The organism is Erwinia sp. E_sp_B01_1 (assembly GCF_036865545.1).
GTDB lineage: Bacteria > Pseudomonadota > Gammaproteobacteria > Enterobacterales > Enterobacteriaceae > Erwinia.
In genome coordinates this window covers 4,603,532-4,629,230 of sequence record NZ_CP142208.1, presented here as the reverse complement: position 1 = coordinate 4,629,230, position 25,699 = coordinate 4,603,532, and the positions used below count along the sequence as shown (strand labels likewise).

The window sequence follows — 25,699 nt, the reverse complement described above, 5'->3', positions numbered from 1 at the left end:
CACTTAATTAAGGACCAGGCCGAGTGAGAAAAGCAGGTTTAGCAGCAGCGCTGATTTGACCGTTTTCTCCAGCATCGGGCGCATGGCAACGGCTGAGGTTTCCTGCACGATATAGCGTAACTGTTTGATTAGCAGCGGCGCTGTCAGCAAAAATAACCAGCCCGCAGAATTCAGAGAAGTCAGCAGGGCAAACAGGGCACAGCACAGCAGGGAACCCGCCAGCAGCAGAGAGTGATAACGCCTGGCGTTAATGGCGCCTAAGCGTACTGCCAGCGTGTATTTGCCACTTTGCCGGTCGCTTTCAATATCGCGCATATTATTGACGTTGAGTACGGCCACAGCCATCAGGCCGCAGGCGGTGGCAGGTAAAAACAGCATGGCAGGCAAATTATGCGCCTGGAGGTAATAGCTTCCCGTAACGCCCAGCCAGCCAAAGAAAATCAGCACCGATGCGTCGCCCAACCCCAGATAACCATAGGGTTTTTTACCCACCGTATAGGCAATGGCCGCCACGATAGCTATGGCACCCAGGGCTATAAACCCCAGAATATCGTTCAGTGACTGGCAGGCGCGGATAATCAGCGAGATGCCAGAGAAAAGGGTCAGTATCAGGGTAATCAGCAGTGCTATGCGCATCTGCTGAGGGCTGATTGCGCCTTTTTGCATACCGCGAAGGGGACCCAGACGTGCTGGCGTGTCGCTGCCTTTCAGCGCGTCACCATAATCATTGGCCAGGTTGGAGAGGATTTGTAGCAATGCGGTGGTCAGCAAGGCCAGCAAAGCGATGCCCGGACTGAAATGTCCCTGCCACCAGGCCAGGGCAGAACCGGTGATGACTGAGGCACAGGCCAGCGGAAGAGTACGGAGCCGAAGGCTTTCGATCCAGGCACGTGAAGCAGAGAGGGGAGGAGTCAGGCGAAGGTGATCCGTCATAACGGCAATGGCCTTTACTGAGGAGAGAACGTGCGGCTATTTTAGCGGCGGGCCGGCTTTATTGAATTATTCCACATCAAGGATGCTGCCTGCCCTGAGCGATTTTCTGGCATAAAAAAAGGAGGCCGGAGCCTCCTGAAGTAAGATGTTAGCGCTGTTTACAGAATAAAGCGGCTCAAATCTTCGTCCGCGACCAGCTCATCCAGATGCTTGCCAACGTACTCTGCATCAATGGTGAAGGACTGGCCGTGAAGATCGCTGGCGTCATAGGAAATATCTTCCATCAGACGCTCAAGCACCGTGTGCAGACGGCGGGCACCGATATTTTCAGCGGTCTCGTTCACCTGCCAGGCGGCGGCGGCAATCTTAGAGATGCCATCTTCGGTGAAGTCGATATCCACGCCTTCCGTTTTCATCAAGGCTTTGTACTGCACGGTAACGGAAGCGTTAGGCTCGGTCAGAATGCGTTCAAAGTCGTGGGTAGTCAGCGCCTGAAGCTCAACGCGGATCGGCAGACGACCCTGAAGTTCCGGAATCAAATCTGACGGGCTGGCAACCTGGAAAGCACCTGAGGCGATAAACAGAATATGATCGGTTTTCACCATACCGTGCTTGGTATTGACGGTGCAGCCTTCCACCAGCGGCAGCAGGTCGCGCTGTACGCCTTCGCGTGACACGTCCGGGCCGGAGCTTTCGCCACGCTTACAGACTTTGTCGATCTCATCGATAAAGACGATACCGTGCTGTTCAACCGCATCAATCGCTTCCTGCTTCAGCTCTTCAGGGTTAACCAGCTTAGCGGCTTCTTCTTCGATCAACAGCTTCATCGCGTCTTTGATCTTCAGCTTACGCGGTTTCTGCTTCTGGTTGCCCAGGTTCTGGAACATAGACTGCAACTGGTTGGTCATCTCTTCCATGCCCGGTGGGGACATGATTTCCACGCCCATTGAGGCACTGGCCAGATCGATCTCAATCTCTTTATCATCCAGCTGGCCTTCACGCAGTTTTTTACGGAAAGACTGGCGGGCAGCAGAAGGTTCAGCCTTCTCTTCGGACTGGCCCCAGTTGTTTTTAGCCGGCGGGATGAGCACATCAAGGATGCGCTCCTCTGCCATCTCTTCAGCGCGATAACGATTTTTTTCAATCGCCTGAGAGCGGACCATTTTCAGTGCAGAATCGGTCAGGTCACGGATGATGGAGTCCACTTCTTTCCCAACATAGCCCACTTCTGTGAACTTGGTCGCTTCCACTTTGATAAAGGGTGCGTTAGCCAGCTTGGCCAGACGGCGGGCAATTTCGGTTTTACCTACCCCTGTTGGACCGATCATCAGGATATTTTTTGGAGTTACTTCCTGGCGCAGCTCTTCATCGAGCTGCATACGGCGCCAGCGGTTACGCAAGGCGATCGCCACGGCGCGCTTGGCGTTATCCTGGCCAATGATAAATCTGTTCAGCTCGCTGACGATCTCGCGCGGAGTCATTTCGGACATAGTTGGGATCCTTACGCTTTAGACGGTAATTCTTCGATGGTGAGATTGTGGTTGGTATAGATGCAGATATCGCCTGCAATACCCAGCGCTTTTTCCACGATATCGCGTGCGCCGATCTCGGTGTTTTCCAACAGCGCACGGGCGGCTGCCTGTGCGTAAGGACCACCTGAACCAATGGCAATCAAATCGTTTTCAGGCTGAATAACATCGCCGTTACCGGTGATGATCAACGAGGCATTTTCATCGGCAACCGCCAGCAGCGCTTCAAGCTTGCGCAGCATGCGGTCGGTTCGCCAGTCTTTGGCCAGCTCAACGGCGGCTTTAACCAGATGACCCTGATGCATTTCCAGCTTGCGTTCAAAGAGTTCAAACAGGGTGAAGGCATCTGCAGTACCGCCAGCAAAACCGGCAATGACTTTGTCATTATAGAGACGACGAACTTTTTTGACGTTGCCTTTCATTACGGTATTGCCGAGGGTAGCCTGGCCATCACCGCCAATTACTACCTGGCCGTTGCGTCGTACACTTACAATTGTTGTCACGGGCAGACCCCTTGTTGCAGTCAGAAGGTATCCCCGCAGTTTGTCTGCGGGGCATTGATGCAACCAGATATGGGGTAGCTTTAGGGGGTTTCAACCCCCGACAGCGAGAGGAATACAATTTGAATGGCCAGAACTGCGCAGGCGTTTAAGCGTGCCGTCAGCCGAAGAGCGGGCGTTATAAGGGCCGATGACCACACGATTCCAGCCGCCGCCAGTCGTAATCCGGCTCTCAAAACCTTCAAATGCCAACTGCGCGCGAATCGACTCGGCCTGATCGGTTCCTTTGAATGAACCACACTGCACCATCCAGCGTTGAGACTTCTCCGCTTCTTTCGGTTTTGCCTCTGCTTTTGGCTGCTGAACCGTCTGGACCGGGGCCTGAGCCTGCGGCTGTTTCACTGGCTCACGTGTGACCGGCGCGGGGCGCGTAGTCTGAGGCTGTTGCTGCGTGACACGAGGTTGCTGCTGCTGCGTAACATGAGGTTGCTGCTGTTGCGGCATACGCGACTGTTGTTGCAACTGATTTTGCTGCTGCTGACGCTGCAGGGTCTGCTGACGTTGTGCAGGAGTCTGTTCATTCCACGGCACTTCATTGAGTTGCGTCGGTTGCTGACGCATATCGGACTGCATTTGTTCCAGTAGCTGACGTTGTTCATCGGTCAACTGAGTCTGGGAATGCACCTCGCCACCCGCAGAAGGTTCAACAGGCGTGGGGACGGTAATCTGACGATTTTCAAGCTCTTTGATGTAGCGCCAGCGCTCTTCCGGCTTTGGCGGCAGGCCGTTTCCGGCGGCTTTATGATCGGGAATAACCGGGATTTCTTCTTTTTTATGATGGGCAATAAACCACAGTCCGCCGACAAAGGTTACCAGTACGGCAACTGCAAGCACTACCATGATCTTTGAAACCCCTGAAGCCCCACCGCGCTTTTTGCTGCGACTGTTGGTCTTTTTGCGACGCGTCCCTGTCGAACGCCCGCGGCCTACATAATCTTTTTGTGCCACTATCGTTCCGCTAATAATCAATGAAAGGTGAGGCCGGACAAATAATCAGAGTTGGCGCGCCCGGCTATCAGCTCGCCATGTTACTCAAGGGCCGGAAGTTTGACCAGCGGGGATACCTCTAAGAATCTGCTGATTCTCATTTTTGCGACTGCTCTGAATGCCGTTTTTACCCGTCAGCCCTTTTCCCGCAGGGAAGGAGCCGTACTGCCACGGATTTTTAATTCAAAATCCAGCAGGCGGGAACCACTGTTTACTAATTTACCCTGCAGCTGCTCCAGCAGCAGAAGCATGGCTTCACGGCCAATATTGAACCTTGGCTGGGCGACGGTAGTTAACTGGGGATCGCTGTAGCGTGAAAGTTCAATGTCATCAAAGCCAATCAGCGAAAGATCCTTCGGGACACGAAGGCCCATAATTTTAGCCTGAGACATGGCACCCAGCGCCATTATGTCACTGTGGCAGAACAGGGCATCAGGGGGCTGGGGTAAGGCCATCAGCTGTTTCAGCGCGCGTGAACCGGCATCAAAAGTAAAGTCACCCCGCACAATATAGTGGGGATCCACGGTCATGCCGTTACGCCTTAATGCCTGAATATATCCCTGCAGGCGATACTGGCACAGCGGCATATCCTGCGGTCCTGCGATGCAGGCAATACGACTGTGGCCCAGCTTCAGCAGATGGTTTACCGCTTCAAACGCGGCCGTCAGGTTATCAATATGGACGGTAGGTAATTCCAGTTCAGGGGCAAATTCGTTAGCCATTACCATCGGGGGAAGGTTGCGCTGCTCTTCGATGCCGGTCTCGAAAGGCACCTGAGAACCCAGCAGAACCATGCCATCGATCTGGCGGGTCATCACCAGATTAAGGAAAGACTTTTCCTGCCTGTTTTGATGGGCGCAGTCACCGATCAACACCAGGTAGCCCTGATCGGCAGCCACCACTTCGATCCCACGGATCATCTCACTGAAAAAGGGGTCGCAGATATCCGGCACAATCACCAGGATAGTCCGGGATTCACTGCGTTTGGCGCTACGGGCCATTGCATGGGGGGAGTAGCCTACGGCAATCACCGCCTGTTCGACTTTTTTACGGGTGGCTGCAGAGACCTTTTCCGGGTTCATCAGGGCGCGCGAAACAGTCGCCGTTGATACGCCTGCTTGCTCAGCCACGTCCTTCATGGTCGCGCCGGTTGTCTCTTGATTCTGCTCCAACACTCTTCTCCTCACGCCAGCCTCAGCTGACCTGACTTTTGGGGACATTCTGATGATAAAGCGGCTGCTACCCGTTCCGTTACAGGTCGTATACCCATGTGTATCAGATGAATCCACGGGCCGTTACTTAATTTGCATAAAAATTGTGACTTGTGCGACTTTTTTCGATGTCGCCCGCAACCTCTGCCCGGTTTACCCTTCGGTTGGATCCACATCCAGCGTCCATTTTACTTTTCGCGACTGAGGCAGAGTGTTGATAAGCGGCAGCGTATTTTTTATCAGTCGCTGAAGCACGCTTCGGGAAGGATGCTGTAATAACAGTTGCCACCGGAACCGGCCTCCGCGTTTGGGTTGCAGAGCAGGAAGTGGCCCCATTACCCAGAAGGCCTCGTCTTTCAACGGGCTGGCTTCAAGCAGATTACGTAACTGCTGCAGGAACAGGGCAGATTGCTGATTATCATGATCGTCTGACCTGAACAGGGCGTGACTGGTAAAGGGCGGCAGGAAGACTGTTTTCCGCTCAATCAATGCCTGTTGAGCAAAGGCGTCATAACCCTGATGTAAAAGAGTTTGCAGCAGGGGATGATCCGGATGGTGGGTTTGCAACAGTACTTCACCTTGCTTCCCTGCCCGGCCAGCACGCCCGGCAACCTGAGTATAAAGTTGGGCAAACCGTTCAGCAGATCGGAAATCCGCTGAAAACAGGGCACCGTCCACATCCAGTAACGAAACCAGGGTCACATCCGGGAAGTGGTGGCCTTTCGCCAGCATTTGCGTACCGACCAGAATGCGGGCGCCACCACGATGGACATCCGCCAGGTGTTGTTCCAGCGCCCCTTTACGGCTGGTAGTGTCACGGTCAATACGGGAGAGCGGAACGCCGGGGAAGTGCTCGCCAAGATTCTGCTCAAGCTGTTCGGTACCGAGCCCTACAGGCACCAGATGGGTTGATCCGCACTGGGGGCACTGGTTAGGTATAGGGCGCTGACTGTCACAGTGGTGGCAGCGCAGCTGGCGGTGATGCTGGTGCAGCGTGTAATAGCGGTCACAGCGCTGGCATTCTGCGATCCAGCCGCATTCATGGCAGAGCATGGCGGGCGAAAATCCCCGGCGGTTGAGAAACAGCAGTACCTGGTTATCGGCCTGAAGATGCTGGCCGATCTTTTTGATCAGCATTGGCGAAAGGCCGCCCTGAAGTTTGACCCCCTTCAGATCAATGAGTTGTTGGGTTGCCTGACGTGCATTGCCGGCACGTTTACTGAGATTCAACTGCCGGTATTTGCCCATCTGAACGTTGTGTAACGTCTCCAGTGCTGGCGTGGCAGTGCCCATGACGATGGGAATATCTTCCTGCCGGGCGCGGAACACGGCCAAATCTCTTGCCTGATAGCGCCAGCCTTCCTGCTGTTTATAAGAGCTGTCATGCTCTTCATCAATAATGATCACCCCAAGTCGGGCGAAAGGGGTGAACAGCGCGGAACGGGTACCGATGACAATGGCCGTTTCGCCATGCCGCGCACGAAGCCAGACGGCCAGCCGCTCACTGTCATTAAGCGCAGAGTGCAGAACATCTACCGGTGCATCAAAGCGTTCTCTGAAGCGGGCGATGGTTTGCGGCGTAAGACCAATTTCTGGTACCAGCACCAGCGCCTGGCCGCCGCTGGCCAGCACATTCTCCAGCACGCTGAGATAGACTTCGGTTTTGCCAGAACCGGTGATGCCAGCCAGCAGCCAGGCGGCAAAGCGATCGTCTTCACTGCGGATAGCGCCGACGGCGGTAGCCTGCTCGGTATTAAGCCTTAACCTCTCACCTTTAACCGAATAGCTGGTACGCCAGTCCTGCTGTGCGCGTTGTTGTGCCCGCAAATCGCAGAGCCCTTTAGCCCGCAGCGCCTGCAAAGTGGCATCAGTAATCTCATGCTGGCTGATTTCATGGCGATACAGGCCTCGCTGGCGAAGGGCGGCCAGCGCCTGCTGCTGTTTTGGCGCGCGCTTCAGGCTTTCAGGCGCCGTCTCTTTGCCTGTCTCGCTGATATGCCACTGATAAATAGGTGCTTCCTGCGCAGGTTTGCCCTGACGCAGCAGCACGGGCATGGCATGGGCCAGCACTTCACCCAGCGGATAGTGGTAATAGTCCGCAGCCCAAAGCAAGATTCGCCAAAGCGAAGGGGGAAAAGGGATTCGCTGTCCAGCACTTCATGCACGGCCTTTAACTGATCAACCGGGAAGTCGCTGCTCTCTGAAGTTGCCACGACGACGCCGATAGCTTTGCGCTTGCCAAAAGGCACGCTGACTCTGGCCCCCGCTACCGGTACGGGCAGGTGAGAGGGCAACGCATAGTCGAAGTTGCGGAGAAGAGGGACGGGCAGCGCGACCTGAACAACGGGCATGAAATCATCCGGATGAAATTGTGAGCGAGATAGTGTACACTGTGTGTTCTGAAATGTGCGGATTCGATTGCAGTGGCTGGTTATATTCTGTATAGTTCGCCGCCGTTGATACGGCATTTTGGTATCAAAACACCTGAAATATTAATCTTCGTGTGGTGCCTGTGCAGGAATAATCCTGGCATGGGAGAGCGACACGGCCTTAACTGAGGTTTCCCATGAAAAAAGGTATTCACCCTAATTACGCTGAAGTTACTGCTAAATGTTCTTGCGGTAACGAAATCAAAACCCGCTCAACCGTGGGTCACGACCTGAACCTGGACGTATGTGGTAACTGCCACCCGTTCTACACCGGCAAGCAGCGTGATGTTGCAAGCGGTGGTCGTGTTGACCGCTTCAACAAGCGTTTCAGCATCCCAGGCGCTAAATAAGCACCCTGAACGAAACGGTCTCCGTTTCGGATGCAACGAAAAAACCCAGCCTCGGCTGGGTTTTTTTATGCGTGTCGATCGGGTAGAAGGCTCTTTTTCTCTGTCTGCGCATCACCAGAGGAAACGAACTGGCCGGGCATGTAGCCCAGGCCATTACTCGTCTAGTACTCCCAGGTGTCAGGATCGACGCCCATTTCGCGCATGATAGCTTTCGCTTCTTCCGGGATCTCATCACTGCGTTCTTTACGCAGATCAACATCATCTGGTAAAGGCTGGCCGGTGAAAGCGTGCAGAAACGCCTCGCACAGCAGCTCGCTGTTGGTGGCGTGACGCAAGTTGTTAACCTGACGACGGGTACGCTCATCGGTCAGGATTTTCAATACTTTCAACGGAATGGATACCGTGATTTTCTTAACCTGTTCGCTCTTCTTGCCGTGCTCAGCGTACGGGCTGATATATTCGCCGTTCCATTCAGCCATGGGTTACCTTAGTCATCATTAAATTGAAATTACCCTTTATTCCTGACGTAAGCGTCAATGGCATCAGGGTTTATACCGAAATTCGGCTAATTATGCCCGAAGTTGGTGTCCATCACACTGCGGTATAACCACTTTCTGCGGGCTATAACGACATAATATTAACGGTTATTGTCGGTTTGCTCAATCTATACGCAAAGACATTTAGATGTCCAGATGTATTGACGTCCATCCATGCCCTGTTATGCTAGACGCTCTTCTCTCTTCTTCAGTCAGGAATTTATGCCCCATGACGCGTAAACAGGCAACCATCGCAGTACGCAGCGGTTTGAATGATGACGAGCAGTATGGCTGCGTTGTCCCGCCGATCCACCTTTCCAGTACCTATAACTTTACGGATTTTAACGAGCCGCGCGCTCACGACTACTCGCGCCGGGGTAACCCAACGCGTGATGTGGTGCAGCGTGCTCTGGCTGATTTGGAAGGGGGAGCCGGTGCGGTGATGACCAATACTGGCATGTCAGCCATTCATCTGGTCTGTACGGTTTTCCTGAAGCCTGGCGATCTGCTGGTGGCCCCTCATGATTGCTATGGTGGCAGCTATCGTCTGTTCGACAGCCTGAGCAAGCGAGGCGCGTATCGTGTGAAGTTTGTTGACCAGGGCGATGAAGAAGCGCTTAAAGCCGCGCTGGCGGAACAGCCAAAACTGGTGCTGATTGAAAGCCCCAGTAATCCTTTGTTGCGCGTGGTGGATATCGCGGCAATCTGCAAGGCCACCCGTGAAGCCGGTGCCATTAGCGTCGTGGATAACACCTTCCTCAGCCCGGCTTTGCAAAACCCTCTGGCGCTGGGTGCCGATCTGGTGTTGCACTCCTGTACTAAATATCTGAACGGCCACTCTGATGTCGTGGCCGGGGCCGTGATTGCCAAAGATCCTGCGCTGGTGACTGAACTGGCATGGTGGGCAAACAATATTGGTGTGACCGGAGGCGCTTTCGACAGCTATTTACTGCTGCGTGGCATGCGTACGCTGGCACCTCGTATGGCTGCCGCACAACGTAATGCTCTGGCGATTGTTGATTACCTGAAGCAACAACCCCTGGTCAAAAAGCTGTATCATCCTTCTCTGCCTGAAAATGCCGGACACCAGTTTGCGGTGCGTCAGCAAAAAGGCTTTGGTGCCATGCTAAGTTTCGAACTGGAGGGGGACGAGCAAAAACTGCGTCGCTTCCTGAAAGCGCTGGAACTGTTCACGCTGGCCGAATCGCTGGGTGGGGTAGAGAGCCTGATTTCTCATACCGCTACCATGACCCATGCAGGCATGTCAGCAGAAGCACGTGCAGCAGCTGGAATTTCTGAGACCCTGCTTCGGGTGTCAGTGGGAATTGAAGATCACGAAGATTTAATCGCCGATCTGGATAATGCATTCCGGATAGCGGCTGAGAGGTAAGCATGAGTCAGTCAGCAGTGGCAGCAGGTTCACGGCAGTTGCATAAATTTGGTGGCAGCAGTCTTGCTGATGCCAAATGTTACCAGCGTGTAGCGGGGATTATGGCGGAGTACAGCCATCCCGGTGATGTGATGGTGGTCTCCGCAGCGGGGAGCACGACTAACCAGTTAATCAGCTGGCTTAAACTGAGCCAGAGCGATCGGTTATCGGCTCACCAGGTTCAACAGGCGCTGCGACGTTACCAGAGCGAGCTGATAGCAAGCCTGCTTCCGCCTGAGAAAGCTGACGATCTGATATCGGCGTTTATTCACGATCTGGAAAAGCTGGCGGCGCTGCTGGACGGTAAGATCACCGACGCCGTCTATGCCGAAGTTGTGGGCCACGGTGAAATCTGGTCTGCCCGTCTGATGGCCGCCGTACTGACTTTGCGTGATATTAAGGCCTGCTGGCTGGATGCCCGTGATTTTCTGCGGGCTGAGCGGGCTGCACAGCCGGAAGTGGACGAAGGGAAATCCTGGCCGCTTTTACAGCAGTTAATCGCCCAGCACCCTAATCAGCGTCTGGTGGTGACCGGGTTCATCTCCCGTAATGATGCTGGCGAAACGGTGCTGCTTGGCCGTAACGGCAGCGACTATTCCGCCACGCAGATCGGGGCGCTGGCTGGCGTTTCCCGCGTGACCATCTGGAGCGATGTCGCGGGTGTCTACAGTGCCGATCCGCGCAAAGTAAAAGATGCCTGCCTGTTGCCCTTGCTGCGTCTGGATGAAGCCAGTGAGCTGGCGCGTCTGGCCGCACCGGTACTGCATACCCGTACTCTTCAGCCCGTTTCCGGCAGTGATATTGATCTGCAATTACGCTGCAGCTATCAGCCTGAACAGGGGTCGACCCGCATTGAGCGGGTGCTGGCTTCCGGTACAGGCGCGCGTATCGTGACCAGTCACGACGATGTCTGTCTTATTGAGTTCCAGGTACCGCCTCAGCACGATTTTGCTTCCCTGCATAAAGAAATCGATCATCTGTTAAAGCGCGCTCAACTGCGTCCTCTGGCAACCGGTGTGCACCCCGACCGGAATCTTCTGCAGCTCTGCTACACCTCTGAAGTGGTCAGCAGCGCGTTGGATCTGCTACAGGACGCGGCTATTCCGGGCCGTCTGCAACTGCGTGAAGGCATGGCACTGGTAGCGATGGTGGGCGCCGGCGTTTGCCGTAATCCACTGCACAGCCACCGCTTCTGGCAGCAGCTGAAAGATCAGCCGGTAGAATTTATCTGGCAGTCCGAAGAGGGCATCAGTCTGGTTGCGATATTACGCGTTGGCCCCACTGAAAGCCTGATCCAGGGCCTGCACCACTCCCTGTTCCGCGCAGAGAAGCGTATTGGACTGATGCTCTTCGGCAAGGGGAATATCGGTTCTCGCTGGCTGGAGCTTTTCGGACGCGAGCAGGAAACGATCTCGGCCCGTACCGGTTTTGAGTTCCTGCTGGCCGGAGTGGTGGACAGCCGCCGCAGCCTGCTGAGCTATGACGGGCTGGATGCCAGCCGCGCCCTTGCCTTTTTTGAAGAGGAAGCGGTGGCGCAGGATGAAGAATCCCTGTTCCTGTGGATGAGAGCGCACCCGTTTGATGACCTTGTGGTGCTGGATGTGACGGCCAGTGAAACGCTCGCCGATCAGTATCTGGACTTTGCCAGCCACGGTTTCCATGTGGTCAGTGCCAATAAAGTGGCAGGGGCTTCCAGCAGCGATCGTTATCGCCAGATCCGCGATGCCTTTGCCAAAACAGGCCGCCACTGGTTATACAATGCCACGGTAGGTGCCGGATTGCCGGTCAACCATACCGTGCGAGATCTGCGTGAAAGCGGCGACAGTATTCTCTCCATCAGCGGTATTTTCTCAGGCACGCTTTCATGGTTGTTCCTGCAGTACGATGGCACTGTGCCCTTCACGGAGCTGGTGGACCAGGCGTGGCAGCAGGGGCTGACAGAACCGGATCCCCGCGTGGACCTCTCTGGTCAGGACGTGATGCGTAAGCTGGTGATTCTGGCTCGTGAAGCGGGCTATGACATTGAGCCGGGCCAGGTTCGGGTTGAGTCGCTGGTGCCAAAATGCTGTGAAGGCGAGTCGGTCGATCACTTCTTTGAAAATGGTGATGTGCTTAACGACCAGATGCAGCAGCGCTTTGAAGCGGCTCAGGAGATGGGGCTGGTATTACGTTACGTCGCCCGATTTGATGCAAATGGCAGAGCGCGGGTAGGTGTGGAAGCCGTACGGGGAGAGCATCCGTTAGCCTCGTTGCTACCCTGCGATAACGTGTTCGCCATTGAAAGCCGCTGGTATCGCGATAATCCATTGGTGATCCGTGGACCGGGCGCAGGCCGTGACGTGACGGCGGGGGCTATTCAGTCCGATCTGAATCGCCTGGCGCAGTTACTTTAATTTCCTCTTCCGGGCCGGCTCTCGCTGGCCCTTTGATTTTATTATGGTCTTGCTGATAACGTGAATTTTCTTCAGCTTGATTGATAATTTGTCACGCCTGTACACCATTTAACTGTTGACTGAATAACCAGAATCCGTCATTTTGAATGTCTGGACGTCTAAACGTATGGATGTTCAGTACGGATTAGCCATTTAACAGCAGCGATTGATGAGGTAAGCAGGTATGAGTTTTTTCCACGCCAATCAGCGCGAAGCGCTGAATCAAAGTCTGGCCGAACTGAACGGGCAAATTAACGTCTCCTTCGAGTTTTTTCCGCCTCGTACCAGTGAAATGGAACAGACCCTGTGGAACTCTATCGATCGTCTCAGCAGCCTGAAACCCAAATTTGTCTCGGTAACCTACGGAGCTAACTCCGGCGAGCGTGACCGTACGCACAGCATCATCAAAGGCATTAAGGATCGCACCGGTCTGGAAGCTGCCCCACACCTGACATGCGTGGATGCGACTCGTGACGAACTGCGTACTATTGCTCAGGATTACTGGAACAACGGCATCCGTCATATCGTTGCACTGCGTGGCGACCTGCCGCCGGGCAGCGGCAAGCCAGAGATGTACGGTGCCGATCTTGTCGGGTTGCTGAAAGAAGTGGGCGATTTTGATATCTCGGTAGCGGCCTATCCCGAAGTCCATCCGGAAGCCAAAAGTGCTCAGTCCGATCTGATTAACCTGAAGCGTAAAATTGATGCCGGTGCAAACCGCGCTATTACCCAGTTTTTCTTTGATGTGGAAAGCTATCTTCGCTTCCGTGACCGCTGCGTGGCCGCCGGGATTGACGTGGAAATTGTGCCTGGCATCCTGCCAGTTTCTAACTTTAAACAGCTACAGCGTTTTGCCACCATGACTAACGTCCGGGTGCCGGGGTGGATGACCAGCATGTTTGAAGGGCTGGATGAAGATCCGGAAACCCGCAAAATGGTTGGCGCCAATGTGGCGATGGATATGGTAAAAATCCTTAGCCGTGAAGGCGTAAAAGATTTCCACTTCTATACGCTGAACCGTGCTGAAATGAGCTACGCCATCTGCCATACGCTGGGTGTTCGCCCTGCGGTAGCCGTAGCCTGAAGAAACTGCTGAATTAAAAAAAGACGCCTGAGGGCGTCTTTTTTATGGCTAAAACCGCAGAGTTCAGACCATCTTTTGCTGACCTGCTGACCTGCTGACCTGCTGACCTGCTGACCTGCTGACCTGCTCATATCCGGGAAGCGAGGCTTCCCGGCACGATAATTAGCCGGTATTACGCATTCCGGCGGCCACGCCAGCGATAGTCACCATCAGCGCCTGTTCAACGCCAGCGTCAGGAGCTTCGCCTTTGGCTTCCAGCTGACGCGAACGATGCAACAGTTCAGCCTGCAGCACGTTTAGCGGATCGGTGTAGACGTTGCGCAGGGCAATCGACTCGGCAATCCACGGCTGGTCAGCCATCAGATGGGCATCGTTGGCAATGGTCAGGACAGCTTTGATGTCAGAATCCAGCTGATCGCGCAGCTGTTTGCCCAGTGGCCAGAGTTGCGGTTCTACCAGACGCTGATCGTAATACTCTGCCAGCCACAAATCAGCTTTGGAGAACACCATCTCCAGCATGCCCAGACGAGTTGAGAAGAAGGGCCAGTCACGGCACATTGTTTCCAGCACATCCTGATGACCGGCTTCCATCGCCTTTTGCAGGCCTGCTCCGGCACCCAGCCAGGCTGGCAGCATCAGGCGGTTCTGCGTCCAGGCAAAAATCCATGGAATAGCACGTAACGACTCCACTCCGCCACTTGCACGACGTTTGGCCGGACGTGAACCCAGAGGTAATTTGCCAAGCTCCTGCTCCGGGGTGGCCGAACGGAAGTAAGGCACAAAATCCTTGTTCTCACGCACATAGCCGCGATACATCTCGCAGGAATCCGCGGACAGCTGATCCATGATGCCGCACCACTCTTTCTTAGGCTCTGGCGGTGGCAGCAGGTTAGCTTCCAGAATTGCGCCCGTGTAGAGTGACAGGCTGCTGATAGTGACTTCAGGCAGGCCGTATTTAAAGCGGATCATCTCGCCCTGTTCAGTGACACGCAGGCCGCCTTTCAGGCTGCCCGGAGGCTGGGACAGCAACGCGGCATGTGCCGGTGCGCCGCCACGCCCAATCGAGCCGCCACGTCCGTGGAACAGCGTCAGCGCGATGCCCGCTTTCTCACAGGTTTTGATCAACGCATCCTGAGCCTGATACTGCGCCCAGCTTGCTGCCATCACGCCCGCATCTTTAGCGGAATCTGAATAGCCAATCATCACCATCTGCTTGCCCTGGATGATGCCGCGATACCAGTCGATGTTGAGCAACTGGCTCATCACGTCATTGGCATTGTTCAGGTCATCCAGCGTTTCAAACAGCGGTGCTACTGGCATGGTGAAAGGAATGCCGGCTTCTTTCAGCAGCAGGTGTACGGCCAGCACATCTGACGGCACTTTCGCCATAGAGATAACGTAAGCAGCAATCGAACCTTTAGGCACTTCAGCCGCTACACGGCAGGTATCCAGCACTTCTTTGGTTTCTGCACTTGGCTCCCACTGACGCGGCAGCAGCGGACGTTTTGAACTCAGCTCGCGGATCAGGAAGGCCTGTTTGTCGGCTTCTGACCAGCTTTCGTAATCGCCCAGTCCCAGGAAACGGGTAATCTCGGCAATGGCTTCGGTGTGACGGGTGCTTTCCTGACGAATATCGATTCGCACCAGTGGCACACCAAAGCACTTCACGCGGCGCAGGGTGTCAAGCAGTTGACCATTAGCAATAATGCCCATGCCGCATGCCTGCAGTGACTGATAGCAGGTATAAAGCGGGTCCCAAAGCTGGTCATTGGAGATCAGCAGGTCGGCAGGACGTGGCAGACGCTCGCCCTTCAGACGGCGCTCCAGATAGGCCTGGGTGCTCATCAGCTGACCACGCAGGTTTTTCATGATCTCGCGATAGGGCTCCAGCGCTTCCGGATTACCGCAAAGCTCACGAACTTCTGGCGTACATTCAGACATGGAGAGTTCAGAAACCAGCACGGCAATATCGCGCAGGAACAGATCGGTGGCCTTCCAGCGGCTGAGTTGCAGCACATGGCGGGTAATATCCGCCGTGACGTTCGGGTTACCGTCGCGGTCGCCGCCCATCCATGAAGTAAACTGCACGGGCACAAAATCGACCGGCAGCTTAACGCCAAATGAGGCTTCAACCTGCTCATTCAGCTCGCGCAGGAAGTTTGGCACGCCTTCCCACAGGCTGTTTTCCACCACCGCGAAGCCCCACTTGGCTTCATCCACCGGGGAAGGACGGTACTTACGGATTTCATCGGTATGCCAGGCTTGCGCAACCAGCTGGCGCAAACGACGCATAATCTGGGATCGATCGTAATCAGAAAGATCGTTGTGATCGAGCTGTTTAAGGCAGCTGTTAACTTCAACCAGCTTGTGGATCAGCGTACGACGAGTGATTTCAGTCGGGTGAGCGGTCAGCACCAGCTCCAGTGAGAGCGACTCAATGGCCTGACGGATCGACGCTTCGCTCAGGTCGGGCTGCTGCTTAAGACGGTCGAAAACTTTGGTCAGCATCTCCGGGTGGTTAGCCCCTTCGCCTTTCGGGGAGATGGTGTGATATTGCTCGGCGACATTGGTCAGATTCAAAAACTGACTGAAGGCGCGTGCCACGGGCAGCAGCTCGTCATTTGACAAGTTTTGCAGCGTTGACAGCAATTCTTTACGGTGGGCGTCATTTCCCGCACGTGATGACTTAGAGAGCTTACGGATGGTTTCCACCCGCTCAAGGATGTTCTCTCCAAGCGCATCCTTAATCGTATCCCCGAGCAGTTTGCCGAGCATACTGACATTACTTCGCATTGCGGAATATTGTTCGTTCATATGACCCCTGACACCCTTCTTGTTTTTGTCACTTTATTTCACCGTCGCCGGCATAACTTCGCCTTTTATCTAGCCACGTTCGTTACCATTCGTCAATTGGCTAAAATCTGGCAAGTTCAGCGGCTAAATTACGGTTATTTATGAAATTTAATTACAACAAAGTGAGATAAGTTATTCTTATCATGAAAGACGGAACAAATCAGGGGCAACTCGCTGTTTAACTAGTGAATTGCCCCGAATGTCATTTAGTGGTGGCAAAAATGATGCACAACCTGAGCGATCAATTCGCGGGTTGGTTTAATAAATGCGGTATCGATGTATTCATCAGGCTGGTGCGCCTGATTGATTGATCCGGGTCCTAGAACCAGGGTCGGGCACAATTCCTGGATAAATGGCGCTTCCGTACAGTAATTCACCACTTCTGTCTCTGTTCCCAGCAGTTTTTCAACAACCTGGACCAGTTTATGGTCGCGCGGGCATTCATATCCCGGGATCGGAGGATGCAACTCAGCGATCGTCACACGGCCAGGCCAGCGTTCGCTAACCGGTGCCAGCGCATCATTCAGCAACCCTTCCAGTTCGTTCAACGACAGTCCCGGCAGCGGACGAATATCCATATACATTTCACAACAGGCACAGATACGATTTGGTGCATCGCCGCCGTTGATATAGCCAAAGTTCATGGTTGGATAGGGGATCGCAAAACCGTCATGGTGGTAGCGTTCTTTCAGCGTATTACGCAGACCCATCAGATGCGTAATGGATTCATGCATCAGCTCAATGGCATTAACCCCGCGTGCAGGATCGCTGGAATGTCCCGACTGGCCCTGAATGCGGATTGACTGAGACAAATGGCCCTTGTGAGCACGAACGGGTTTCAGCGAGGTCGGCTCACCGATGATCGCGCAATCCGGTCGGATGGTTGTGTTTTCAGAGAAATACTTCGCCCCGGCCATCGTGGTTTCTTCATCGGCGGTGGCCAGGATATAGAGCGGCTTTTCCAGCTTTGTCACGTCAATGTCGCGCAGGGTATCCAGAATGAAAGCAAAGAAGCCTTTCATGTCAGCAGTACCCAGGCCGTACAGCTTATTATCGTGTTCGGTCAGCGTGAACGGATCGCGGGTCCAGCGGCCATCGTCATAGGGAACGGTATCGGTATGACCTGCCAGTAGCAATCCACCCGCACCCTTGCCGGTTTTGGCCAGCATGTTGAATTTATGGCGGGTGCCCGGCACCGGTTGGACCTCAACGCTGAAGCCCAGGTCGCGGAACCAGCCGGCCAGCAAATTGATTAAAGTTTCATTACTCTGATCGATGGCAATGTCGGTTGCGCTGATTGAAGGAGTGGCAATCAACTCACGGTAGAGCTCAATAAAAGGCGGTAATTTTGTCTTCACTGTTGACAGTCCTTGAGTTAGGATAGTATCAATATTCATGCATTAATAGTGAATAAAAATACATTAATGGCGTACGGATGGAAACCGGAAAATCTTCCAAAGTCCAGCGCCGCTCGCGTGGGTACACAGCTTCAAACCGCTGCAACCCGAAATTTTGAGACCAGATAAGGTAGTCAGTCTGATGTTGAATACGCTGATTGTTGGTGCCAGTGGCTATGCTGGCGTAGAGCTTGCGACTTACCTGAATCGTCACCCACAGGTGAACATAACCGCTTTGGCGGTTTCAGCGCAAAGCCCGGACGCAGGAAAATTACTTTCCGATCTTCATCCACAGTTAAAAGGCATCCTTGATATGCCGTTGCAGCCTCTGAGCAGCGCTTCGCAATATGCGGATAAAGTGGATGTTGTTTTCCTGGCGACTGCCCATGAGGTCAGCCATGACCTCGCGCCTGAATTCCTCGCTGCTGGCTGTGTGGTATTCGATCTTTCCGCAGCCTTCCGCGTTAACGATCAACGTTTTTTCACTGACTATTATGGCTTCTCTCATCAGCATCAGGCGTGGCTGGATAAAGCCGTTTACGGCCTGGCTGAGTGGCAGCACGATAAAATTAAAGAGGCTCAGCTGATTGCTGTGCCTGGTTGTTATCCTACTGCGGCGCAGCTGGCTTTGAAGCCGCTGGTCGAAGGTGGCTTATTAAATGACGCGCAATGGCCGGTGATCAATGCCACCAGCGGTGTGAGCGGCGCGGGCCGTAAAGCGGCGGTGGGCACCAGCTTCTGCGAGGTCAGCCTCCAGCCTTACGGCATCTTCACCCATCGCCATCATCCTGAAATTGTTGCGCATCTTGGCGTACCGGTGATCTTTACGCCGCACCTGGGAAATTTCCCTCGCGGTATTCTGGCCACTACCACCTGCCGGTTAAAAGCAGGGGTAACGCGTGATGATGTGGCTGAGGCCTTCCACACTGCCTATCATGATAAGCCGCTTGTGCGGGTCTATGATAAAGGTGTGCCTTCCATTAAAGGCGTGGTCGGCCTGCCTTTTTGTGACATCGGCTTTGCCGTTCAGGGCGAGCACCTGATTGTCGTTTCAGCGGAGGATAACCTGCTGAAAGGGGCTTCGTCACAGGCGGTGCAATGCCTGAATATACGTTTCGGTTTCCCGGAAACGCAGTCACTTATTTAATCAGTGAGTAAGGTTATGAATCCCTTAATTATTAAACTCGGTGGCGTGCTGCTGGATAGCGAAGAGGCGCTGGAGCGTCTGTTTGATGCGCTGGTCACTTACCGTACCGCTCACCAACGGCCATTAGTGATTGTTCACGGCGGCGGTTGCCTGGTCGATGAGCTGATGAGCAAGCTCGCGCTGCCGGTGAAAAAGAAGAATGGCCTTCGCGTCACGCCAGCCGATCAGATCGATATTATCACCGGAGCGCTGGCCGGAACCGCCAACAAAACCCTGCTTGCCTGGTCTAAAAAACACGGCATAGAGGCGGTAGGTCTGTGCCTGGGTGATGGCAGTAGCGTCAACGTTGAGGCCTTCGATGAAGAGCTGGGGCACGTTGGCCTGGCTACGCCAGGATCGCCAGTATTGATTAATACGCTCCTGACGGCGGGTTTTCTGCCGGTAATCAGCTCTATCGGTATCACTCAGGACGGCAAGTTGATGAACGTCAATGCCGATCAGGCCGCTACCGCGCTGGCTTCAACTCTTGGCGCTGACCTGATCCTGCTGTCAGATGTCAGCGGTATTCTGGATGGTAACGGTCAGCGTATTGAAGAGATGACCGCCGGGATGGCTGAGCAGTTGATCGCTGAAGGCGTTATTACCGATGGCATGATCGTGAAAGTTAATGCTGCCCTCGACGCTGCTCGCACGCTGGGCCGCCCGGTAGATATTGCCAGCTGGCGGCATGCTGAACAGCTGCCAACCCTTTTCAACGGCGTGTCTGTAGGCACCCGGATCCTCGCTTAACAAAGTTTTCAAGGAAATGACAATGCAAGACAAGAGCATCAAGAAAATCGTACTGGCTTACTCCGGTGGTCTGGATACTTCGGCAATCATTCCATGGCTGAAAGAGAACTACGGCGGTTGTGAAGTGGTGGCGTTTGTGGCCGATATTGGTCAGGAGCGCGGCGATCTGGAAGGTGTTGAGCAGAAAGCTCTGCAGTCCGGTGCCTCTGAATGCCACGTTGTAGACCTGCGTGAAGAGTTCATTAGCGACTACGTCTATCCTGTACTGCAAACTGGTGCATTGTATGAAGGCACCTACCTGCTGGGTACTTCCATGGCGCGCCCGATTATCGCTAAAGCCCAGGTTGAACTGGCGCTGAAAGTAGGCGCAGACGCGCTGTGTCACGGAGCGACAGGCAAAGGAAACGACCAGGTGCGTTTCGAAACTACCTATACCGCTCTGGCTCCGCAGCTGAAAGTCGTTGCGCCGTGGCGTGAGTGGGATCTGCGTTCCCGTGAAGCGCTGCTCGATTACCTGAAAGAGCGCAATATCCCGACTACCGCTTCGCTGGAGAAGATTTACAGCCGTGATGAAAACGCCTGGCACATCTCTACCGAAGGCGGCGTGCTGGAAAGCCCGTGGAATGCCCCGAACAAAGATTGCTGGGTGTGGACCGTGGATCCGCTGGAAGCGCCAGACCAGCCTGAAGAGGTTACCGTATCCGTTGAGAAAGGCCGCGTGGTTGCCGTTAACGGTAAAGCCCTGAGCCCGTTCCAGTGTCTTGAGGCGCTGAATGTGTTGGGTGCTAAACATGGCGTGGGCCGTATTGATATCGTGGAAAACCGTCTGGTGGGTATCAAATCCCGCGGCTGCTACGAAACTCCCGGCGGCACCATCATGGTTAACGCGCTGCGTGCAGTAGAGCAGCTGGTTCTGGATCGTGACAGCTTCAAATGGCGTGAGCAGTTGGGCCATGAGATGTCTTATGTGGTTTACGATGGTCGCTGGTTCGCGCCGCTGCGTAAGTCCATTCAGGCTGCGGCTGAGTCGCTGGCTGAAGACGTTAACGGCGAAGTTGTGCTGCAGCTCTACAAAGGCCAGGTTACCGCGACCCAGAAGAAATCCGCTAACAGCCTCTACTCAGAAGAGTTCGCTACCTTCGGCGAAGATGAAGTTTATGACCACCGTCATGCTGGTGGCTTCATCCGTCTCTTCTCCCTTTCTTCACGCATTCGTGCGCTGAACGAAAAGAAATAGGCCTCGCCTGAACGACCGGGGCAGAACACCCCGGTCGTTATTTGAAATGACTTTTACCAAACAAATTAATGGAGCACTGACATGGCACTTTGGGGTGGACGATTTACTCAGGCAGCAGATCAACGTTTCAAACAATTTAATGACTCGCTGCGCTTTGACTATCGTCTGGCAGAGCAGGATATCGTTGGATCCGTGGCCTGGTCCAAAGCGCTGGTAACCGTCAATGTTCTGACGGCAGAAGAGCAGCAGCAGCTGGAAAGCGCGCTGACCGTTTTACTGGAAGAGGTGCGTGCCAATCCGCAGCAGATTCTGGAAAGCGATGCCGAAGATATTCACAGCTATGTTGAGGGGCGCCTGATTGAGAAGGTCGGGGCACTCGGCAAAAAGCTTCATACCGGACGCAGCCGTAACGACCAGGTGGCGACCGATCTGAAATTGTGGTGTAAAGCTCAGGTCAGTGAACTGCTCATCGCTACCCGTCAGCTTCAGCAGGCGCTGGTGGCTACCGCAGAAGCGAACCAGGATGCAGTGATGCCGGGTTATACCCACCTGCAGCGCGCGCAGCCCGTCACCTTTGCTCACTGGTGCCTGGCCTATGTGGAGATGCTGGCGCGGGACGAAAGTCGCCTGCAGGACACGCTTAAGCGTCTGGACGTCAGCCCGCTGGGCTGCGGCGCTCTGGCCGGTACCGCTTATGAAATTGACCGTGAGCAACTGGCTGGCTGGTTAGGTTTTGCCTCCGCCACCCGCAACAGTCTGGATACTGTTTCTGACCGCGATCATGTGCTGGAGCTGCTGTCCGATGCCTCAATCGGCATGGTTCATCTTTCCCGGTTTGCAGAAGATCTGATTTTCTTTAATACCGGTGAATCCGGGTTCGTGGAGTTGTCCGATCGCGTGACTTCAGGGTCTTCCCTGATGCCGCAGAAGAAAAACCCGGATGCGCTGGAGCTGATCCGTGGTAAATGTGGCCGCGTGCAGGGTGCGCTGACCGGCATGATGATGACTCTGAAAGGTCTGCCGCTGGCGTACAACAAAGATATGCAGGAAGACAAAGAGGGACTCTTCGACGCGCTGGATACCTGGTCAGACTGCCTGCATATGGCTGCGCTGGTACTGGATGGTATTCAGGTGAAGCGTCCGCGCTGCCAGGAAGCGGCTGAGCAGGGATATGCTAACGCTACGGAGCTGGCTGATTACCTGGTAGGCAAAGGCATGCCATTCCGCGAAGCACACCACATTGTGGGCGAAGTCGTTGTGGCTGCAATCAAAAAAGGCGTGGCGCTGGAAGCGCTTAAGCTGGAAGAGCTGCAAGTTTTCAGCAACGTGATTGCTGATGATGTCTATCCGTTCCTGTCGCTGCAATCATGCCTCGATAAACGTAATGCTAAAGGCGGCGTTTCACCTCATCAGGTGTCGCTGGCGATTACCGACGCGAAAAACCGTCTGGCTTAACGCAGGCAGATCTGGCAGGGCCAACTGACAGGCAAAAAAAGGGCGGGCCTAAGGCCCGCCCAAAAAGGTTTCGACTTTATTCTACGTTATTGGCACATAAGAGGGTGGGGCGATCGTGGTCTCACCCCTCCTGCTTATCCTTCAGACTACAAAAAACTTTTCCAGATCGTCGCTGCCGCCGATATGGCGCCCACCGATAAAGACCTGAGGAACCGTCGCACGACCTGTCACTGCCCGCAGGCTGACGGTGGTGGCGTCCTGTCCCAGTACAATCTCTTCATACTGAATTCCGCGATCCTGCAACATCTGCTTGGCTTTGGCGCAGAATGAGCAACCCGGCTTGGTGAACAGGGAAACAGACTCCTGCACTTTAAATTCGGGTGCCAGGTAGCGAAGCATGGTATCAGCATCAGACACTTCAAACGGGTCGCCCGGCTTGTTTGGCTCTACAAACATTTTTTCCACCACGCCGTTACGTACCAGCATGGAATAACGCCATGAGCGGGGCCCAAAGCCCAGATCCACTTTCTCAACCAGCATCTCCATGCCACGGGTAAAATCACCGTTGCCGTCTGGAATAAAAGTAATGTTCGCCGCATGCTGATCGGCCTTCCAGGCGTTCATCACGAAGGTGTCATTGACCGACACACAAAGGATGTTATCCACGCCATGTTTTTTAAAAACGTCAGACAGCTCGTTATAACGTGGGAGATGGCTGGATGAACAGGTCGGTGTAAAAGCACCCGGTAATGAAAAAAGAATCACAGTTTTGTCTTTAAACAGCTCATCAGTCGTTACGTCGACCCAATTGTCGCCCTGACGCGTGTGAAAAGTGACTTGTGGGACGGACTTACCTTCCTGACCAGCAAACATAAACGACCTCTTCAGAAGTAAAAAAATTGATTCAAATCCCGAACGGCTCACATTATTACTTTCTAAGCTTGATAGGGCTAATCGCTGATTGCTATCCTATCTATCGCCATGAACTATCGTGGCCTGGAGGATAAAATGAATATTCGTGATCTTGAATACCTGGTAGCGTTGGCCGAACACCGTCATTTTCGACGTGCAGCAGACTCCTGCCATGTCAGCCAACCCACCCTGAGCGGTCAGATCCGCAAGCTTGAGGATGAGCTTGGCGTGATGTTACTAGAACGAACCAGTCGTAAGGTGCTGTTTACCCAGGCTGGTCTGCTTCTGGTCGATCAGGCGCGTACGGTTTTACGCGAAGTGAAAGTGCTAAAGGAGATGGCCAGCCAGCAAGGTGAAGCGATGTCCGGGCCACTGCATATTGGCTTAATCCCAACGGTTGGGCCTTATCTGCTTCCACAGATTGTGCCTTCGTTGCATAAAACTTTTCCCAAACTGGAAATGTATCTGCATGAAGCTCAGACCCAGCAATTGCTCGCGCAGCTGGACAGCGGCAAGCTGGATTGTGCCATCCTGGCGTTGGTTAAAGAGTCCGAAGCGTTTATTGAAGTGCCATTGTTTGACGAGCCGATGAAGCTGGCGGTTTATCAGGACCATCCGTGGCACGATCGCGAGCGTGTACCCATGTCTGATTTGGCGGGTGAGAAACTGCTGATGCTGGAAGATGGGCACTGTTTGCGCGATCAGGCTATGGGCTTTTGCTTCCAGGCGGGTGCAGATGAAGATACACATTTCCGTGCGACGAGTCTGGAAACCCTGCGCAATATGGTCGCTGCCGGTAGCGGTATCACGCTGCTGCCTTCATTAGCCGTGCCTAAAGAGAGGGTACGGGATGGAGTCTGCTATCTGACCTGTTATAAACCTGTGCCGCAGCGCACTATTGCACTGGTCTATCGTCCGGGATCGCCACTGCGCAGCCGCTATGAGCAGCTGGCAGAGGCAATTCGATCCCATATGCAAAATTACATGAGTAACGATTTAAAACAGGCGGTTTAAGCCGTTCAGCGCCGCAACGCGATAGGCTTCGGCCATTGTCGGATAGTTAAAGGTGGTATTCACGAAGTACTCAATCGTGTTGCCACCGTTTTTCTGCTCCATAATGGCCTGACCGATATGGATAATCTCCGCCGCACGTTCGCCAAAGCAGTGGATCCCCAGGATCTCTTTGGTTTCACGGTGGAAGAGGATTTTCAGGCTTCCCACATTCATCCCGACAATCTGTGCACGCGCCAGATGTTTAAACTGGGCACGGCCCACTTCATAAGGCACTTTCATTGCGGTCAGCTGCTGTTCGGTTTTGCCCACAGAACTGATTTCAGGAATGGTATAAATCCCGGTAGGAATATCTTCAATCAGGTGCGCATTCGCCTCGCCTTTGATCAGTGCCTGTGCCGCTATACGGCCCTGATCGTAAGCCGCTGATGCCAGACTTGGATAGCCAATCACATCCCCTACGGCATAAATGTGCGGCTGTGCGGTCTGGTACATGCTGTTAACTTTTAACAAGCCACGACCATCTGCTTCCAGCCCAACGTTTTCCAGCGTCAGCGAATCGGTATTCCCGGTACGGCCATTGGCATAAAGCAGGCAATCGGCTTTTACCTTTTTCCCTGACTTCAGATGCATGATCACGCCGTCGCTGAGACCTTCAATCTTCTCAAACTCTTCATTGTGACGAATGACCACGCCGTTGTTCCAGAAATGGTAAGAGAGCGAATCTGAAATTTCCTGATCGAGGAATGCCAGCAGATGATCACGGGTATTAATCAGGTCGACCTTCACATTCAGCCCACGGAAGATGGAGGCATATTCGCACCCAATCACCCCGGCACCGTAGATGATGACGTGACCAGGCTCGTGATGCAGATTGAGAATGGAATCGCTGTCGTAAATGCGTGGGTGGGTAAAGTCGACATCCGCGGGATGATAGGGCCTTGAACCACAGGCGATCACGAACTTCTCTGCGGTCAGGCGTTCTACGGTGCCGTCGTGGCTCACAATCTCAAGCGTGTTTGCATCGACAAATCGGGCATCGCCCTGATAAATCTGGCAACGATTACGTTCGTAAAAACCCTGACGCATACGGGTTTGCTGGCTAATCACGTTTTCGGTGTGGTTGAGGATGTCAGCAAAAGAAGAACGTAGCAGGCGAGTGTGGTCACTGTAGAGCGGGTTCTGGTTGAACTCGATAATTCGACTGACAGCATGGCGCAGTGCTTTTGATGGGATGGTGCCCCAATGGGTACAACCGCCGCCGATGTTGTGATAGCGCTCAATAACCGCTATTCGGGCGCCCTGTTTTACCAGTCCCATCGCGGCACCTTCACCGCCCGGACCGGAGCCAATCACGATGGCGTCATAATCATAAGACTGTTGCATACCGATACGTCCTATATTCTTATACAATTTTT

19 protein-coding genes and 1 pseudogene are annotated in these 25,699 nt (G+C 54.0%); 9 read left to right on the top strand and 11 right to left on the bottom strand.

What is annotated here, in order from left to right; all coding sequences use genetic code 11:
• Positions 1-3: 3 nt before the first annotated feature.
• The 6 genes and pseudogenes from VRC33_RS21470 to priA all read right to left on the bottom strand — a co-directional run bounded on the left by VRC33_RS21470 (position 4) and on the right by priA (position 7,571).
• Entirely contained in the window at positions 4-933 is a 930-nt protein-coding gene (locus tag VRC33_RS21470) for a 1,4-dihydroxy-2-naphthoate polyprenyltransferase (protein ID WP_338559286.1), read from the bottom strand.
• A gap of 158 nt (positions 934-1,091) precedes the next feature.
• Positions 1,092-2,423 (bottom strand): HslU--HslV peptidase ATPase subunit, encoded by a 1,332-nt coding sequence (gene hslU / locus VRC33_RS21465; protein WP_338559284.1) that lies wholly within the window; start codon positions 2,421-2,423, stop codon positions 1,092-1,094.
• A gap of 11 nt (positions 2,424-2,434) precedes the next feature.
• Positions 2,435-2,965 carry an ATP-dependent protease subunit HslV gene (gene hslV / locus VRC33_RS21460; RefSeq protein ID WP_147200319.1) on the bottom strand — a complete coding sequence of 177 codons (531 nt, stop codon included), beginning with the start codon at positions 2,963-2,965 and terminating at the stop codon, positions 2,435-2,437.
• A 90-nt stretch (positions 2,966-3,055) separates the two neighbouring features.
• Positions 3,056-3,970 (bottom strand): cell division protein FtsN, encoded by a 915-nt coding sequence (gene ftsN / locus VRC33_RS21455; protein WP_338559279.1) that lies wholly within the window; start codon positions 3,968-3,970, stop codon positions 3,056-3,058.
• 173 nt (positions 3,971-4,143) lie between these two features.
• Positions 4,144-5,181, bottom strand: coding sequence for a DNA-binding transcriptional regulator CytR (cytR, locus tag VRC33_RS21450; protein WP_338567452.1), 1,038 nt, complete (start codon positions 5,179-5,181; stop codon positions 4,144-4,146).
• 192 nt (positions 5,182-5,373) lie between these two features.
• Positions 5,374-7,571, bottom strand: a pseudogene (gene priA / locus VRC33_RS21445) (primosomal protein N').
• Between the two features lie 215 nt (positions 7,572-7,786).
• Here priA and rpmE point away from each other — a divergent pair.
• Positions 7,787-7,999 (top strand): 50S ribosomal protein L31, encoded by a 213-nt coding sequence (gene rpmE, locus VRC33_RS21440; RefSeq protein WP_133846351.1) that lies wholly within the window; start codon positions 7,787-7,789, stop codon positions 7,997-7,999.
• 161 nt (positions 8,000-8,160) lie between these two features.
• Here the strand turns inward: rpmE and metJ are convergent, their stop codons facing one another.
• Positions 8,161-8,478, bottom strand: coding sequence for a met regulon transcriptional regulator MetJ (gene metJ, locus VRC33_RS21435; protein ID WP_013200201.1), 318 nt, complete (start codon positions 8,476-8,478; stop codon positions 8,161-8,163).
• A gap of 286 nt (positions 8,479-8,764) precedes the next feature.
• Here metJ and metB point away from each other — a divergent pair, with 286 nt between their 5' ends.
• From metB to metF, 3 genes are all read left to right on the top strand, one after another.
• On the top strand, positions 8,765-9,925 hold the full coding sequence (gene metB, locus VRC33_RS21430; protein ID WP_338559272.1) for a cystathionine gamma-synthase: 1,161 nt from the start codon (positions 8,765-8,767) through the stop codon (positions 9,923-9,925).
• 2 nt (positions 9,926-9,927) lie between these two features.
• Positions 9,928-12,357 carry a bifunctional aspartate kinase/homoserine dehydrogenase II gene (locus VRC33_RS21425; protein ID WP_338559270.1) on the top strand — a complete coding sequence of 810 codons (2,430 nt, stop codon included), beginning with the start codon at positions 9,928-9,930 and terminating at the stop codon, positions 12,355-12,357.
• A 223-nt stretch (positions 12,358-12,580) separates the two neighbouring features.
• On the top strand, positions 12,581-13,480 hold the full coding sequence (gene metF / locus VRC33_RS21420) for a methylenetetrahydrofolate reductase (RefSeq protein ID WP_338559268.1): 900 nt from the start codon (positions 12,581-12,583) through the stop codon (positions 13,478-13,480).
• Positions 13,481-13,642: 162 nt separating this feature from the next.
• Here the strand turns inward: metF and ppc are convergent, their stop codons facing one another.
• The gene (gene ppc / locus VRC33_RS21415) at positions 13,643-16,294 is read right to left on the bottom strand and encodes a phosphoenolpyruvate carboxylase (protein ID WP_338559266.1); all 2,652 of its coding nucleotides are present in this window, start codon (positions 16,292-16,294) and stop codon (positions 13,643-13,645) included.
• Positions 16,295-16,539: 245 nt separating this feature from the next.
• On the bottom strand, positions 16,540-17,691 hold the full coding sequence (argE, locus tag VRC33_RS21410) for an acetylornithine deacetylase (protein WP_338559263.1): 1,152 nt from the start codon (positions 17,689-17,691) through the stop codon (positions 16,540-16,542).
• 181 nt (positions 17,692-17,872) lie between these two features.
• On the opposite strand from argE, the gene argC reads away from it, so the two are divergent.
• The 4 genes from argC (at position 17,873) to argH (ending at position 22,358) form a co-directional block, all read left to right on the top strand.
• Positions 17,873-18,877, top strand: a complete 1,005-nt coding sequence (gene argC / locus VRC33_RS21405; protein ID WP_338559260.1) for an N-acetyl-gamma-glutamyl-phosphate reductase — start codon at positions 17,873-17,875, stop codon at positions 18,875-18,877.
• Between the two features lie 15 nt (positions 18,878-18,892).
• Positions 18,893-19,666 carry an acetylglutamate kinase gene (argB, locus tag VRC33_RS21400; RefSeq protein WP_338559257.1) on the top strand — a complete coding sequence of 258 codons (774 nt, stop codon included), beginning with the start codon at positions 18,893-18,895 and terminating at the stop codon, positions 19,664-19,666.
• 22 nt (positions 19,667-19,688) lie between these two features.
• The gene (locus VRC33_RS21395; protein WP_338559255.1) at positions 19,689-20,903 is read left to right on the top strand and encodes an argininosuccinate synthase; all 1,215 of its coding nucleotides are present in this window, start codon (positions 19,689-19,691) and stop codon (positions 20,901-20,903) included.
• Positions 20,904-20,984: 81 nt separating this feature from the next.
• Positions 20,985-22,358, top strand: a complete 1,374-nt coding sequence (gene argH / locus VRC33_RS21390) for an argininosuccinate lyase (RefSeq protein WP_338559253.1) — start codon at positions 20,985-20,987, stop codon at positions 22,356-22,358.
• Positions 22,359-22,499: 141 nt separating this feature from the next.
• Here the strand turns inward: argH and VRC33_RS21385 are convergent, their stop codons facing one another.
• The gene (locus VRC33_RS21385; RefSeq protein ID WP_338559251.1) at positions 22,500-23,231 is read right to left on the bottom strand and encodes a redoxin family protein; all 732 of its coding nucleotides are present in this window, start codon (positions 23,229-23,231) and stop codon (positions 22,500-22,502) included.
• A gap of 135 nt (positions 23,232-23,366) precedes the next feature.
• On the opposite strand from VRC33_RS21385, the gene oxyR reads away from it, so the two are divergent.
• Positions 23,367-24,284 carry a DNA-binding transcriptional regulator OxyR gene (oxyR, locus tag VRC33_RS21380; RefSeq protein WP_338559249.1) on the top strand — a complete coding sequence of 306 codons (918 nt, stop codon included), beginning with the start codon at positions 23,367-23,369 and terminating at the stop codon, positions 24,282-24,284.
• Here the strand turns inward: oxyR and sthA are convergent.
• On the bottom strand, positions 24,267-25,667 hold the full coding sequence (gene sthA / locus VRC33_RS21375; RefSeq protein WP_338559246.1) for a Si-specific NAD(P)(+) transhydrogenase: 1,401 nt from the start codon (positions 25,665-25,667) through the stop codon (positions 24,267-24,269). The two genes, oxyR and sthA, sit on opposite strands and share 18 nt — an antisense overlap.
• Between the last annotated feature and the right edge of the window lie 32 nt (positions 25,668-25,699).